The sequence below is a fragment of the Winogradskyella sp. genome, assembly GCF_965656915.1.
GTDB lineage: Bacteria > Bacteroidota > Bacteroidia > Flavobacteriales > Flavobacteriaceae > Winogradskyella.
Genome location: NZ_CBFHMI010000008.1, coordinates 1 through 16,666, shown reverse-complemented (window position 1 = coordinate 16,666; position 16,666 = coordinate 1). Strand labels below are relative to the sequence as shown.

Below are 16,666 nucleotides of genomic sequence, written 5' to 3'. Positions count from 1 at the left end.
ATGGCAAGATTAACAAAGAAGCAAAAAGAAGCAAGAGCAAAAGTTGATAATAACAAAATTTACTCTTTAGAAGAAGCTTCAGCTTTACTTAAAGAAATAACATTTACAAAATTTGATGCTTCAGTAGATTTAGCAATCAGATTAGGTGTAGATCCACGTAAAGCCAATCAAATGGTTCGTGGTGTTGTTTCTTTGCCTCATGGTACAGGTAAAGATATGAAGGTTCTTGCGTTAGTAACTCCTGATAAGGAAGCAGAAGCTAAGGAAGCTGGTGCTGATTATGTTGGGTTAGATGAATACTTACAAAAAATAAAAGATGGTTGGACAGATGTTGACGTTATCGTTACAATGCCAAGTATTATGGGTAAGTTAGGACCGTTAGGTAGAGTTTTAGGACCAAGAGGTCTTATGCCAAACCCTAAAACCGGAACCGTAACAATGGATGTAGCAAAAGCTGTGTCTGAGGTTAAGGCTGGTAAGATAGATTTTAAAGTGGATAAGACAGGTATTGTGCATGCACCAATTGGAAAAGCATCATTTAGTGCCGAGAAGATTGTTGGTAACGCACAAGAGTTATTATCTACAATTATGAAGTTAAAACCAACTGCATCAAAAGGAACATATGTCAAGAGCATTTATATGTCTAGCACAATGAGTCCAAGCATAGCAATTGATACAAAAATAGGATAGTAGTTAAACTTAGAATATTATGACAAGAGAAGAAAAATCCCAAGTAATTGAAGAGTTAACTGCTCAATTAGCAGATAATACAAATATCTATTTAACAGATATTTCTGGATTAGATGCAGCAACGACTTCAAATTTAAGAAGAGCATGTTTCAAGTCTAACATTAAGTTAGCGGTTGTAAAGAATACGCTTTTAGAGAAAGCTATGGAGGCATCGGATAAAGATTTCGGTGAATTACCAGAAACTCTAAAAGGAAACACGTCAGTAATGTATTCTGAAACTGGTAATGCTCCAGCAAAAGTAATTAAAGAGTTTCGTAAAAAATCTGAAAAACCTTTGTTAAAAGGTGCATTCATTGAAGAAGCAATTTACGTTGGAGATGATTTATTAGACACACTTGTAGATATTAAGTCTAAAGAAGAACTTATTGGTGAGATTATTACTTTATTACAATCTCCTGCTAAGAACGTTATTTCAGCACTTAAATCTAGTGGAGGAACAATTGCTGGTATTGTAAAAACATTATCCGAAAGAGAAGGATAATTAACTAGTACACACTTAGAAAATTAAATAAAAAACACACACATTAAAACAATAGAAAATGGCAGATTTAAAAGATTTCGCAGAACAATTAGTTAACTTAACAGTAAAAGAAGTTAACGAATTAGCAACAATATTAAAAGACGAGTACGGTATTGAGCCTGCTGCTGCAGCTGTAGCTGTTGCTGCTGGTGGAGCTGCTGCTGGTGGAGACGCTGCAGAAGAGCAAACTGAATTCGACGTAATCCTTAAAGCGGCAGGTGGCTCTAAGCTTGCAGTTGTAAAATTAGTTAAGGAATTAACTGGTTTAGGATTAAAAGATGCTAAAGGTTTAGTAGATGATGCACCAAGTACAATTAAAGAAGGTGTATCTAAAGATGAAGCTGAAGGCTTAAAATCTTCTTTAGAAGAAGCTGGAGCTGAGGTTGAGCTTAAGTAAGCTCAACTTAACCTACAACATATGGTTTAGGTCTGGAGTGTCCCTCTAAGACCTAAACCCTTTTGTGTATATAAACGTTATATACATATTATAGTTTTTATTTAATAAAAATCTCGTTCATCAATGTTAGCAAAAAAGGCTGAAAGAATTAATTTCTCTTCTATTGTAAATAGAACAGATTACCCAGACTTTTTGGATATCCAAATAAAATCTTTCCAGGATTTTTTCCAATTAGAAACAAAGTCAGAAGAAAGAGGAGCAGAAGGTTTATACAACACCTTCATGGAAAACTTCCCAATTACAGACACGCGTAATCAATTCGTATTAGAATTTTTAGATTACTTCATTGATCCGCCAAGATATTCTATCGAAGAATGTATTGAAAGAGGATTAACATACAGTGTGCCATTAAAAGCAAGATTGAAGTTGTATTGTACAGATCCTGAACACGAGGATTTTGAAACAATCGTTCAAGATGTATACTTAGGTACTATACCATACATGACGCCAAGTGGTACATTCTGTATCAACGGTGCTGAACGTGTAGTAGTATCACAGTTACACAGATCACCTGGTGTATTTTTTAGCCAGTCATTCCATGCTAATGGAACAAAATTATATTCTGCCAGAGTAATTCCTTTTAAAGGATCATGGATAGAATTTGCGACAGATATTAACAGCGTAATGTATGCTTACATTGATAGAAAGAAAAAATTACCTGTAACAACACTTTTCCGTGCAATCGGATTTGAGAGAGATAAAGATATTTTAGAAATATTTGATCTGGCAGAAGAAGTAAAAGTTTCTAAATCTGGATTAAAGAAAGTTATCGGTCGTAAGCTAGCTGCTCGTGTACTTAATACATGGCACGAAGATTTCGTTGATGAAGATACTGGTGAGGTTGTATCTATTGAGAGAAACGAAATAGTATTAGATCGTGATACAGTAATAGACAAAGAAAATATTGAAGAAATCCTTGAAGCAGGTGTAAAAACTATTTTATTACATAAAGAAAGTGCACAACAAGGAGATTACGCAATCATCCATAATACATTACAGAAAGACCCAACAAATTCTGAAAAAGAGGCTGTTGAACACATCTATCGTCAACTACGTAATGCTGAGCCGCCAGATGAAGAAACAGCACGTGGTATAATTGACAAATTATTTTTCTCTGACCAACGTTATTCGTTAGGTGAAGTAGGTCGTTATAGAATGAATAAGAAATTAGGTTTGGATATCGGAATGGATAAGCAAGTACTTACCAAAGTAGATATTATAACCATCATAAAATATTTAATTGAGTTAATTAACTCTAAGGCAGAGATTGATGATATTGATCACTTATCAAACCGTCGTGTACGTACAGTAGGTGAGCAGTTATCTTCTCAGTTTGGAGTTGGTTTAGCTCGTATGGCACGTACTATTCGTGAGCGTATGAATGTACGTGATAACGAAGTATTTACTCCAATAGATTTAATTAACGCTAAGACTTTATCGTCTGTAATTAATTCATTCTTTGGAACTAATCAGCTATCTCAATTTATGGATCAAACAAATCCTCTCGCTGAGATTACGCACAAGCGCCGTCTTTCAGCATTAGGTCCAGGTGGTTTATCAAGAGAAAGAGCTGGTTTTGAGGTTCGTGATGTTCACTATACACATTACGGACGTTTATGTCCTATAGAAACTCCAGAAGGACCAAATATTGGTTTAATTTCTTCTTTATCTGTTTTTGCTAAGGTGAATTCTATGGGATTCATTGAAACACCATACAGAAAAGTAGAAAAAGGTGTAGTAGATATTAAAAACACACCAACATATCTAAGTGCTGAAGAGGAAGAAGATATGTTAATTGCACAGGCTACAATAGAAGTTAATGGTAAAGGTAAGATACAACCTGAAAAGATTATTGCAAGACAAGAAGGTGACTTCCCTGTAATTGATCCGTCTAATGTAAATTATACAGACGTTGCACCTAATCAAATTGCATCGATTTCGGCATCTTTAATTCCATTCTTGGAGCATGATGATGCCAACCGTGCATTAATGGGATCTAACATGATGCGTCAGGCAGTGCCATTATTAAGACCTGAAGCACCAATTGTAGGAACTGGATTAGAACGTCAGGTAGCATCAGACTCTAGAGTATTAATTAATGCTGAAGGAGCTGGTACTGTTGAGTATGTAGATGCTGAAAAAATAACTATTAAGTACGAGCGTACTGAAGAAGAAGGTATGGTTAGTTTCGATAGCGACACTAAAACATATCCATTAGTAAAATTCAGAAAAACCAATCAAGGAACTTCTATTAACTTAAAACCAATCGTTAAAAAAGGTGATAAGGTATCTAGAGGACAAGTTCTTTGTGAAGGATATGCTACACAGAATGGTGAGTTAGCTTTAGGTCGTAACATGAAGGTGGCATTCATGCCATGGAAAGGTTACAACTTTGAGGATGCAATTGTAATTTCTGAAAAAGTAGTACGTGATGATATTTTCACATCTATTCATATAGATGAATATTCATTAGAAGTTAGAGATACCAAATTAGGTAATGAAGAATTAACTAATGATATTCCTAACGTTTCTGAAGAAGCAACTAAGGATTTAGATGAAAATGGAATGATTCGCATTGGCGCAGAAATTAAACCAGGCGATATTTTAATTGGTAAGATTACTCCGAAAGGTGAGTCTGATCCAACTCCAGAAGAAAAATTATTACGCGCAATTTTTGGTGATAAAGCAGGTGATGTTAAAGATGCATCTCTAAAAGCATCACCATCATTAAATGGTGTAGTAATTGATAAAAAATTATTTGCAAGAGCAGTTAAAGATAAAAGAAAGAGAGCACAGGATAAAGAGGATATTGAAGCATTGGAAAATGCTTATGACAAGCGTTTTGATGATTTACAATCAGTATTAGTTGAGAAATTATTTACAATTGTAAATGGTAAAACGGCTCAAGGTATATATAATGATTTAGGTGAAGAGATTATACCAAAAGGTAAAAAGTACACTTTAAAAATGTTAAATGCGGTTGATGATTATACGCATTTAACTTCTGGTAAGTGGACGACAGATGATCATACTAATGAATTAGTTGCAGATTTAATTCACAACTATAAAATTAAAGAAAATGATCTTCAAGGATCGCTTCGTCGAGAGAAGTTTACAATTTCTGTAGGTGATGAATTACCTGCAGGTATTATCAAACTTGCTAAAGTGTATATCGCTAAAAAGCGTAAACTTAAAGTAGGTGATAAGATGGCAGGTCGCCACGGTAACAAAGGTATTGTGGCTCGTATCGTTCGTCAAGAAGATATGCCGTTCTTAGAAGATGGAACTCCAGTTGATATCGTATTAAATCCACTTGGTGTACCTTCTCGTATGAATATTGGTCAGATATATGAAACCGTATTAGGATGGGCAGGACAAGATTTAGGACGTACGTATGCAACACCTATTTTTGATGGTGCTACATTAGATCAAATTAATGAGTATACAGATGAAGCTGGTATTCCAAGATTTGGTCACACTTATCTATATGATGGTGGTACAGGTGATCGTTTTGATCAACCAGCTACGGTTGGTGTGATTTATATGATTAAGCTTGGTCACATGATTGATGATAAAATGCACGCTCGTTCTATAGGACCTTACTCATTAATTACGCAACAACCATTAGGTGGTAAAGCACAGTTTGGTGGTCAGCGTTTTGGTGAAATGGAGGTTTGGGCACTTGAAGCATATGGTGCATCAAGTACATTGCGTGAGATCTTAACTGTGAAATCAGATGATGTTATTGGTAGAGCAAAAACTTACGAAGCTATCGTTAAGGGAGAGCCAATGCCAGAACCAGGATTACCAGAATCGTTCAACGTACTTATGCACGAATTGAAAGGTTTAGGTTTAGATATTAGATTAGAAGAATAAATTTAGGTGAGTAAGAAGTAGTTTTTTAAACTGCTTCTTCAAACTGAATATTAAAAATAACATGGCAAGAAGACAAGATAAAAATACAGTACAGAAGTTTAATAAAATTTCTATCGGTTTATCATCACCTGAATCTGTTTTAGCAGCGTCACGTGGTGAAGTATTAAAGCCAGAAACTATTAATTATAGAACGCACAAACCTGAGCGTGATGGTTTATTTTGTGAGCGTATTTTTGGTCCTGTAAAGGATTTTGAATGTGCTTGTGGAAAGTATAAAAGAATTCGTTACAAGGGTATTGTGTGTGATCGTTGTGGTGTAGAAGTAACGGAGAAAAAAGTACGTAGAGATAGAGTAGGTCATATCAATTTAGTTGTTCCTGTAGCTCATATCTGGTATTTCCGTTCTTTACCAAATAAAATAGGATACCTTCTTGGATTACCATCTAAGAAATTAGATATGATAATCTATTATGAGCGTTATGTAGTTATTCAACCAGGAACTGCTGTGAATGCTGAAGGTGAACCAGTACAAAAAATGGATTTCCTAACGGAAGAAGAATATTTAAATATTCTTGAAACACTTCCACAAGAAAATCAATATTTAGAAGATTCAGACCCGAATAAGTTTATAGCTAAAATGGGTGCTGAATGTTTAATTGACTTATTAGCAAGAATAGATTTAGATCAACTATCATATGATTTAAGACACAAAGCAAATAACGAAACTTCTAAGCAACGTAAAACTGAGGCTTTAAAGCGTTTACAAGTAGTTGAAGCCTTTAGAGATTCGAATAAAAACAGAGAGAACAGACCAGAATGGATGATTATGAAGGCTGTTCCTGTAATTCCACCAGAATTAAGGCCTTTAGTGCCTTTAGATGGTGGTCGTTTTGCAACATCAGATTTGAACGATCTTTATCGTCGTGTAATAATCCGTAATAATCGTCTTAAAAGATTAGTTGAGATTAAAGCACCAGAAGTGATTTTACGTAATGAAAAACGTATGTTACAAGAATCAGTAGATTCATTATTTGATAACACACGTAAATCGTCTGCCGTAAAAACGGATTCTAACAGACCATTAAAATCATTATCAGATTCACTTAAAGGTAAGCAAGGACGTTTCCGTCAAAACTTACTTGGTAAGCGTGTTGATTATTCTGCACGTTCCGTAATTGTAGTTGGACCAGAATTAAAATTATTTGAGTGCGGATTGCCAAAAGGTATGGCTGCAGAGCTTTACAAGCCTTTTATTATTAGAAAATTAATAGAAAGAGGTATCGTAAAAACTGTAAAATCTGCGAAGAAAATTATAGATAGAAAAGAGCCTGTTGTTTGGGATATCTTAGAAAATGTTCTAAAAGGACATCCAGTGTTACTAAACCGTGCTCCAACGTTACACAGACTTGGTATCCAAGCATTCCAGCCAAAGCTTATCGAAGGTAAAGCAATTCAGTTACACCCATTAGTGTGTACTGCATTTAATGCCGATTTCGATGGTGACCAGATGGCTGTGCATTTACCATTAGGACCAGAAGCAATATTAGAAGCGCAACTATTAATGTTAGCTTCTCATAATATTCTGAATCCTGCAAACGGATCACCAGTAACTGTACCTTCTCAAGATATGGTACTTGGTTTATATTATATGACCAAGCATAGAAAAACAGATAAAGACTATACTGTAAAAGGTGAAGGCTTAACCTTTTACTCTCCAGAGGAAGTAACTATTGCTTACAATGAGAAGATGGTAGACCTTAATGCAGGGATTAAGGTTAGAACAAAAGACTTTAATGAAGAAGGAGAGTTAACTACTCAAATTATTGAAACTACGGTTGGTCGTGTACTTTTTAATGAAAAAGTACCTGAAGCAGCAGGTTATATCAATGAGGTATTAACTAAGAAGTCTTTAAGAGATATTATTCATGGTATTCTTAAAGTAACATCTGTACCTGAAACTGCAGAGTTCTTAGATGAAATTAAGACATTAGGTTATAAGTTTGCATTCCAAGGTGGGTTATCATTTAGTTTAGGTGATATTATTATTCCGCAAGAAAAGCACACAATGATCGATGCTGCTAATAAGCAAGTAGATGGTATAATGGGTAACTATAATATGGGACTTATTACTAATAACGAACGTTATAACCAAGTTATTGATATCTGGACATCGACAAATGCTGAATTAACAGAATTGTCTATGAAGCGTATTCGTGAAGATCAACAAGGGTTTAACTCAGTATTTATGATGTTAGATTCTGGAGCTCGTGGATCGAAAGAACAGATTCGTCAGTTAACAGGTATGCGTGGATTAATGGCTAAGCCTAAAAAATCTAATGCTGGTGGTGGAGAAATTATTGAAAATCCAATTCTTTCTAACTTTAAAGAGGGACTTTCAATTTTAGAATACTTTATCTCTACTCACGGTGCGCGTAAAGGTCTTGCCGATACTGCACTTAAGACAGCTGATGCTGGTTACTTAACACGTCGTTTAGTGGATGTATCACAAGATGTTATTGTATACGAGGAAGATTGTGGTACTCTAAGAGGTATTGAAGTTTCAGCACTTAAGAAAAATGAAGAAATCGTTGAAAAATTAGAAGCAAGGATTGTTGGTAGAACATCACTTAATGATGTTTACAATCCATTGACTGAAGAATTGATAATCGAAGCTGGAGGTCATATTAATGATGCCATTGCTAAGAAAATCGGTGATTCTCCGATTGAGTCTATTGAAGTACGTTCGCCATTAACATGTGAAGCTAAAAAAGGAATCTGTGTTAAATGTTACGGCCGTAATCTTGCTACTGGTAAAATGGTACAAAGAGGTGAAGCTGTTGGTGTCGTTGCTGCTCAGTCTATTGGTGAGCCTGGTACACAGTTAACGCTGCGTACGTTCCATGTTGGTGGTATTGCAGGTAACATTTCTGAAGAGAATAAATTAACTGTAAAGTTTGACGGTGTTGCAGAAATTGAAGATTTAAAAACAGTTAAGTCTAAAGATAAAGAGGGTAATGAAGTAGATGTTGTAATTTCTAGAACTTCAGAACTTAAATTAGTAGACGCAAAAACAGGCATTGTTTTAAGTACTAATAATATTCCATACGGTTCTCACATTTTTGTGAAGCCAGGTAAAAAAGTTAAGAAAGGTGATGTAATTTGTCAATGGGATCCTTACAACGGTGTAATTATTTCAGAATTTGCTGGTAAAGTGAAGTATGAAAACATTGAACAAGGTGTGACTTATCAAGTAGAAATTGATGAACAAACTGGTTTCCAAGAAAAAGTAATTTCAGAATCTAGAAACAAGAAATTGATTCCTACCTTGTTAATTGAAGATAAGAAAGGTGAAACAATTCGTTCATATAACTTACCTGTTGGTGCTCACATCATGATTGATGACGGTGAGAAAATTGATATCGGTAAGATTTTAGTTAAGATCCCTAGAAAATCAGCTAAAGCTGGTGATATTACTGGTGGTCTTCCACGTGTAACTGAATTATTTGAGGCACGTAATCCTTCTAATCCTGCTGTAGTAAGTGAGATTGATGGTGTGGTGTCTTTCGGTAAAATAAAACGTGGTAACCGTGAGATTATCATTGAATCTAAATTAGGTGAGATTAAGAAATACTTAGTGAAGTTATCTAATCAGATTCTTGTACAGGAAAATGATTATGTCAAAGCTGGTATGCCATTATCAGATGGTTCTATAACACCAAACGATATCTTAAATATCAAAGGGCCATCAGCTGTACAACAATACTTAGTTAACGAAGTGCAAGAAGTATATCGTTTACAAGGTGTGAAGATTAATGACAAGCACTTTGAAGTTGTTGTAAGACAGATGATGCGTAAAGTAAGAATTATTGATTCTGGTGATACCATTTTCTTAGAAAATCAATTAGTTCACAAATCGGATTTCATTGAAGAAAATGATAGAATGTTCGGAATGAAGGTGGTTGAAGACGCCGGTGATTCTGAGAATTTAAAATCAGGTCAGATCGTATCAGTTAGAGATCTAAGAGATGAAAATTCTAGGTTGCGTAGAGAAGATAAGAATCTTGTAACTGCCAGAGATGTTAGTCCAGCTACAGCAACACCTATCTTACAAGGTATTACTAGAGCATCATTACAGACCAAGTCATTTATCTCAGCAGCATCTTTCCAGGAAACTACAAAAGTGTTAAATGAAGCTGCAGTTAATGGTAAGGTTGATACTTTAGAAGGACTTAAAGAAAATGTAATTGTTGGTCACAGAATTCCAGCAGGTACAGGTGTTAGAGAATACGATAGCATTATTGTAGGTTCTAAAGAAGAGTTTGATGAAATGATGAAGGCTAAAGAAGAAATGAATTTTAACTAAATGAGACTCGGACTTTACAAGCCGAAGGCGTAGTAAAGTCTGCTAGTCGAATTTATCCCGAACTAGTTTCGGGATCTCATTGAACTGAGCTAATATCATAAAACAAAAGCCTTCAATCTAATTAAGTTTGAAGGCTTTTTTAATAATTTAAAAAAAGAATAAAAAATAAAATAAGATGGCAGACGAAAAGAAAACTCCTAAAAAAGGGCAAATTAATATAGAATTAGATGAAAAAGTTGCAGAAGGAACATATTCTAACCTAGCGATTATAAATCACTCTGTTTCAGAATTCGTAGTAGATTTTGTGAGTATTATGCCAGGCACTCCAAAGAGTAAAGTAAAGTCTCGTATAATATTAACTCCACAACATGCTAAAAGATTATTAAAAGCATTAGGTGATAATGTTACACGTTTTGAAAAAGCCCATGGTGAAATCAAAGATTACGAGCAACCACCAATTCCATTGAATTTCGGACCAACCGGACAAGCTTAATTTTATAAGATAATAAGTTGCTCGACATGTTTACATGAGCAGCCACCAATTCCTTTGAATTTCGCACCAACAGGTCAAGCTTAAATAAAAGGAAGGTCTCCTTGAGTGGGCTTTAGGTGTGTTTTGATGAATTTCTAAATACCAATTTTATTATCTTGACACTTTTATTGTTAAGCAAAAAAATTAAAAACCCTTTGAAATCATTTTCAAAGGGTTTTTTTAAGCGTTTCAATTACCTGTTTAATTAGGCGACATCTTTTTGATTTAAATAATATTGTAATGCACCAGTAGGGCATTTTTTAACTTGTTGAATAATTTGGTCTGTTTTTGCACCATCTAAATTAATCCATGGTATAACAGCACTTCTAAATACATCTGAGAGTTGTTTTGCGCAAAGTTCTGCATTCGCACAACATTTTGGGTTGTAGGTTATAGTAATATCATCATTACTGAAAACGTTGGCATTTGTTTCCATAAAGTAGATTAGTTTGGGATTTATCTTATATTGAATGTATAAATTGATTAGTAAGAATAATTAAAACATCGACAAAAAGCAAATAACATCGATTAAAAGCTATAATTTAAACCATCATTCGATGAACTGCACGCTCAAATTATTCAAATTCTGAAGTCATATGGAAGGCAATGCTTGGGTATTTTTGCTGTGTCATTTGTAATGAGAACATAGAATCTGCTAAAAATACTAACTGACCTTGTTTATCTTTGGCTAAGTAGCGCTGCTTTACGCGTATAAATTCTTTAAATTCTTCATTTTTTTCGTCTTCAGCTTTTACCCAACAAGCTTTGTGAACATTTAAGTTTTCATAAGTACACTTGGCACCATACTCATGTTCAAGTCTGTATTGTATAACTTCATATTGTAATGCTCCGACCGTACCTATAACTTTTCTTCCGTTATAGTCTAATGTAAATAATTGGGCTACACCTTCATCCATTAGTTGGTCTATCCCTTTATATAGTTGTTTGGATTTCATAGGGTCTGCATTATTGATATATCTAAAATGCTCTGGTGAAAAACTAGGAACTCCTTTATAATTAATAATTTCTCCTTCAGTTAAGGTATCACCAATTTTAAAGTTCCCTGTATCTTGTAAGCCCACAATATCACCAGGATAAGATATATCTACAATTTCTTTCTTTTCGGCAAAAAAGGCATTTGGACTAGAGAATTTAAGTTTTTTGTTGAGTCTCACGTGAAGGTATGGCGTATTTCTTTTAAACTCACCAGAAACAATTTTAATAAATGCTAACCGGTTTCGGTGATTAGGATCCATATTGGCATGTATTTTAAACACAAATCCAGTAAATTTATCTTCATCAGGTTTCACTAAACGCTCCTCACTTTGCTTTGGTCTTGGTTTAGGTGCTATTTCAATAAAGCAATCTAGCAGTTCCCTGACACCAAAATTATTTAATGCTGAACCAAAAAATACAGGTTGTAGATGACCATCCAAGTATTCAGTCTTATTAAATTTTGGATAAATACCATCTACTAATTCAATTTCATCACGTAGGGTTTCAGCGGCTTTATCACCAACCAGTTTATCCAATTCTGAAGAATTTAGGTCAGTAATCTCAATAGTATCATTAATATGTTGTTTGCTGTCTTCTGTGAAAAGATTTACGTTCTTTTCCCATAAATTATAGATACCTTTAAAATCATAGCCCATACCAATTGGGAAACTCATCGGTGTAACTCTTAACCCTAATTTTTGTTCAACTTCATCTAAAAGATCAAACGCATCTTTACCTTCTCTATCTAATTTGTTTATAAAGACAATCATAGGGATATTTCGCATGCGACAAACTTCAACTAATTTTTCTGTTTGTTCCTCAACACCTTTTGCAACATCAATAACAACGATAACGCTGTCTACGGCAGTTAAGGTTCTAAAGGTGTCTTCAGCAAAGTCCTTGTGACCAGGTGTATCTAAGATATTAATTTTAATGCCGTCATATTCAAAAGCTAATACAGATGTAGCTACAGAAATACCACGCTGACGCTCAATTTCCATAAAGTCACTCGTAGCTCCTTTTTTTATTTTATTACTTTTTACAGCACCAGCTTCTTGTATGGCGCCACCAAACAACAATAATTTTTCAGTAAGCGTTGTTTTACCAGCGTCAGGATGCGATATTATTCCAAAAGTTCGTCGTCTTTTAATTTCTTCTGTGAAACCCATAAATCTTTAAAAATGACTGCAAATATAAGGGTATATTTAGACTTAATATAAATTGAATCCATCGATTAATCTCAAAATATTTAACTATTGCTAATTCCCTTTTTTTGTATTTTCGCTTTAAGAAAAATTTAAGATAATTTTTATTATTAAATACTTCACAAGTTGATTAATAGCCAATCTTTTCGAGTTTTTTTGTTTAGTCAAATATTGTTTAACCTACAGACTTCCTAATACGTCTGAATTAAATTTAAATGAATAAGACTATTCTTAAACAGAATAATCTTACGAAATTATTTGTTTATCACACTTTAACGAATATATTTGCACTTTACCGACTAACCTGACTTTACGATATTACGTTTTAGAAGAATATATTTATAAAATATTATTATGAAAATCTTTACCCGATTCTCTGAACAGCCTACAACAAAAATTAGGATGGAATCTTTCGCATTTAATTCTATATTTTCAACTCATCCAATACCCAACATTATTATGAAAATCACAAATCGATTCTCGTTTTCTATTAATTTAATAAAGCGTGTTGCGCTACTGTTTTTATTATTAGCCTTGTTTTCAAATACGGTCAATGCGCAATGTGCAGATACGTCTTCGACTGGTGATTGTGATTTTGACTTGGTGGAGAATGGTTCTGATTTAGATGATGATAACGATGGCATTTTAGATAGTATAGAAGACTTTAATACCGATTTAGACAATGATCCAGCTACTAATCCTACAGATACTGATATGGACGGTATTCCAGATTATCTAGATTTAGATGCAGACAATGACGGAATCTACGATGTACAAGAAGCAGGTTATGGATTACAAGATACAAATACTGATGGACGTATTGATATAAACGATTCTGGATTTGCGGATATAAATTCTAACGGAGCTGATGATATAGCAGAATTACAACTGCCAATTGATACAAATAGTGATGGAAGTTTTGATTTTCAAAATCTTGATAGCGATAATGATAGTTGTAGCGACGCCAACGAGGCTTACGGATTCAATGGTGCTGATGGTAACGACGGTGGGCAGTTTGGTATCGTTGATCCGGCAACAGTAGATGGTAATGGTTTGGTTATTGAAGTTGGTGTGGTCTATTCTTTAGGAACTAATTCTGCTGTTACAGACGTTATTTCTTCCGTTTGCACATTGGCTTCTTTACAATGTGGAGTAATTAATTCGTTTTATCAAACTCGAGGGAATAGTGGTAATGGAACAACTGAAATATTTAGATTAAATCGATTTCTCCAGGCTTATGTAAATATTGGAACTCTTCCTGGAGTATCAAATAATTCGGCAACAAATAGTGCTTACAGTGCCGCTACTCAATATGTTTATTCAAGTACAGGAGGTAACGTAGTTAGAGTTTATGACCCTTCAAATAATTATTCTTTTGTCGGGGAAATAACAGTAACTGGTGCTTCAGCAGGATTTACATTTAGATTATTTTCAATTGGAAACACGGTAGGTTATATTAATTCAAATGCTGGTACAGATTATATAGTTACATTTGATGTAACTGGAATCGTATCTTATCCTGCATCACGCCCTGCATCAAATACTACGGTATCAGGAACATTTTCAGGGGCTGCAGATTACGCTTCGATTGGTAACTATGTTTATGGTATGACTATGAATGGTGCATTAACTACTCCAAGACTGACTAAAGTCGATATTACAACTGGAGTATCACAACGTTTTAATTTAGCACTTGCAAATGCAACCACAAATACTGACCCAATTACAAATCCAACTTTTGGGGCAGTTTGGCAGGACGAACAAGATAATTTTTATGCATTTAATAATGGAAATGGCGATATATATCAGATAGTAGATGTTACAACAGCTACAACTGGGACAGCGTTCACTAAAGTATTAATTGCTGATCCATCGGGTCAAAACGACGGATTCGGTTGTGAGATAGGTGCAAACCCATTAGATTGGGATGGAGACGGAATTTTAGACTCTGTTGATATTGATGATGATAACGATGGTATTTTAGATACGGAAGAAGATGAAAATCTAGATTTAGATAATAACCCACTCACTAATTTTACGGATACTGATGGTGATGGAATTCCAAACGGATATGATTTAGATTCTGATGGAGATGGTATTCCAGATAATAATGAAGCGCAGACTACGGTGGGTTATAACCCACCTGCAGATTCTAACAACGATGGACTTCCTGATGATATAGATGGTGATGGACTTCCAGATATTTATGATTCAAACCTAAGTGGACCGTCTGGCAGCAATGGAATAGCTGTTGTTAATACAGATGGACCACTTCTAAATGGAGACACAGTTCCTGATTATTTAGATACAGATTCTGATAATGATGGCTTAAGTGATACTATAGAATCTGTAATCACATTAACTGGTAATGATTCAGATTTTGACGGGTTAGATGACGCCGTTGATATTACTACAGGGCTAGAAGATCCAAATGGTATAATAAACGATACCGCAATATTACAGGATACTGACGGTTTAAATGATGTTGATTTTAGAGATGTTACAGATTCCGATAACGATGGAGTTTTAGATTCTGAAGATTTAGATGATGATAATGACGGAATTTTAGATACAGCTGAAGCTGAAGGTAGCAATGACCCACTTGGCGATGAAGATGGTGATGGAGTTCCTAATTTTGCAGATAATATTGACAACGGTGGAACAGGCGATGGTTCTACTACTAATTATACAGATACTAATGGAGACGGAATCCCGGATGTTTACGATAGTGATGATAATGGAATTTCAAATCATTTAGATACTGATAGTGATGGTGATGGATGTAGTGATGCAAATGAAGCATATAGCGATATTAACGCCGATAGTGGCGATGGTGAGCAATATGGTGCGGGTGACCCTTTGATCTTAGGCGAAGGTGAGGTCAATACAGACGGAACTGTTGTTACTGCAACATATCTAGGTACAAATTCAAGTGTAACGGATTCTGGTGACACATCTGCGTGTGATGTTTGTTTTATATCAAGTATTACTGAATCTAATATTGATGTATGTTCTGACAACGGAACACCTGCGATTTTAACAGATGATACTTTTACTGCTGACATAACAGTTACATTTAATTTTGCTCCAGCTACAGGAACATTAGATTTAACTGGTGATGGCACGGCTTCAGTTACTGCTGTTGGTTTAACCTCACCGCATACTTTTGTTGATGTAGTATTACCTGCAGACGGAGGTAATATTGATTTGACAGCAACATTCTCAGATGACGGAGCTTGTACATTTACAAATAGTAATGTATTCACAGCACCATTTGAGTGTAGTGATGATGAATGTCCAGATATTATTCCACCAGGAAATCCAACAGGTCCAGTTGCAAGTGGAGATGTAACTTTAAATATAACTGCAGCTGCAGCAACAAATACTCCTGCCGTACTTAATTCTGTCACCATAGCAGGTCAACCGAATCCATTTACAGGAATATTCAGACCAAATCAGGCAAACTATCAATTTGATAATCCAGCAGCAACAAGCCAATTTATAAGAGATCAAACATTTCCGCAAGCCAATGTTACAGATGGGCCAGCAATATTTAACCCTTCTTTATTGGCTGCAAATTCAGAAAATGACCTAAGACATTATCTGTCATTAGATAATACAATATCACCCACAGATTTTGTTGAGTTTAGATATAATAAATTAATTAATGCGGCATCCAACAGATATGTTGTTATAACAGAAAGGGATGGTAATAATGAAGTAACAGTTCAAGCATTAAATAATACATATACTCCGATAGGAACAATAGTTACTGTAGATCCTACAGATTATTTTGATACAGGTGTAGAAACTGATTTTACTCAAAATGTCCATATGGCAATTTATCCGTTAACAGCATTCGTACCTTCGGGTACAACTTTACGTGGAATTAGAGTAACACAATCAGGTGCAACGACTGGTGATGGTGGAGATGGTAAAGCGTTTATCATTTATGATACTACTTTTT

9 protein-coding genes are annotated in these 16,666 nt (G+C 34.8%); 7 read left to right on the top strand and 2 right to left on the bottom strand.

Going from position 1 to position 16,666, the window contains the following annotated elements; all coding sequences use genetic code 11:
• From rplA to ACTG3Y_RS03965, 6 genes are all read left to right on the top strand, one after another.
• Entirely contained in the window at window positions 1–690 is a 690-nt protein-coding gene (gene rplA / locus ACTG3Y_RS03990) for a 50S ribosomal protein L1 (RefSeq protein ID WP_439151638.1), read from the top strand.
• Window positions 691–709: 19 nt separating this feature from the next.
• A complete protein-coding gene (gene rplJ / locus ACTG3Y_RS03985; RefSeq protein ID WP_439151637.1) occupies window positions 710–1,231 on the top strand; it encodes a 50S ribosomal protein L10 in 522 nt (173 codons plus the stop codon).
• Window positions 1,232–1,289: 58 nt separating this feature from the next.
• Window positions 1,290–1,667 carry a 50S ribosomal protein L7/L12 gene (gene rplL / locus ACTG3Y_RS03980; protein ID WP_439151636.1) on the top strand — a complete coding sequence of 126 codons (378 nt, stop codon included), beginning with the start codon at window positions 1,290–1,292 and terminating at the stop codon, window positions 1,665–1,667.
• Between the two features lie 123 nt (window positions 1,668–1,790).
• Window positions 1,791–5,603: a DNA-directed RNA polymerase subunit beta gene (gene rpoB, locus ACTG3Y_RS03975; protein WP_439151635.1), complete on the top strand. Its 3,813-nt coding sequence runs from the start codon at window positions 1,791–1,793 to the stop codon at window positions 5,601–5,603.
• A gap of 61 nt (window positions 5,604–5,664) precedes the next feature.
• Entirely contained in the window at window positions 5,665–9,966 is a 4,302-nt protein-coding gene (rpoC, locus tag ACTG3Y_RS03970; protein WP_439151634.1) for a DNA-directed RNA polymerase subunit beta', read from the top strand.
• A 175-nt stretch (window positions 9,967–10,141) separates the two neighbouring features.
• Window positions 10,142–10,459, top strand: a complete 318-nt coding sequence (locus tag ACTG3Y_RS03965) for a DUF3467 domain-containing protein (protein WP_439151633.1) — start codon at window positions 10,142–10,144, stop codon at window positions 10,457–10,459.
• A 244-nt stretch (window positions 10,460–10,703) separates the two neighbouring features.
• On the opposite strand, the gene ACTG3Y_RS03960 is transcribed toward ACTG3Y_RS03965, so the two are convergent.
• Window positions 10,704–10,934: a (4Fe-4S)-binding protein gene (locus ACTG3Y_RS03960; RefSeq protein WP_439151632.1), complete on the bottom strand. Its 231-nt coding sequence runs from the start codon at window positions 10,932–10,934 to the stop codon at window positions 10,704–10,706.
• Between the two features lie 139 nt (window positions 10,935–11,073).
• Entirely contained in the window at window positions 11,074–12,663 is a 1,590-nt protein-coding gene (locus ACTG3Y_RS03955; RefSeq protein WP_439151631.1) for a peptide chain release factor 3, read from the bottom strand.
• 390 nt (window positions 12,664–13,053) lie between these two features.
• On the opposite strand from ACTG3Y_RS03955, the gene ACTG3Y_RS03950 reads away from it, so the two are divergent.
• The coding region (locus tag ACTG3Y_RS03950; RefSeq protein WP_439151630.1) for a beta strand repeat-containing protein at window positions 13,054–16,666 on the top strand (3,613 nt) is incomplete at its 3' end.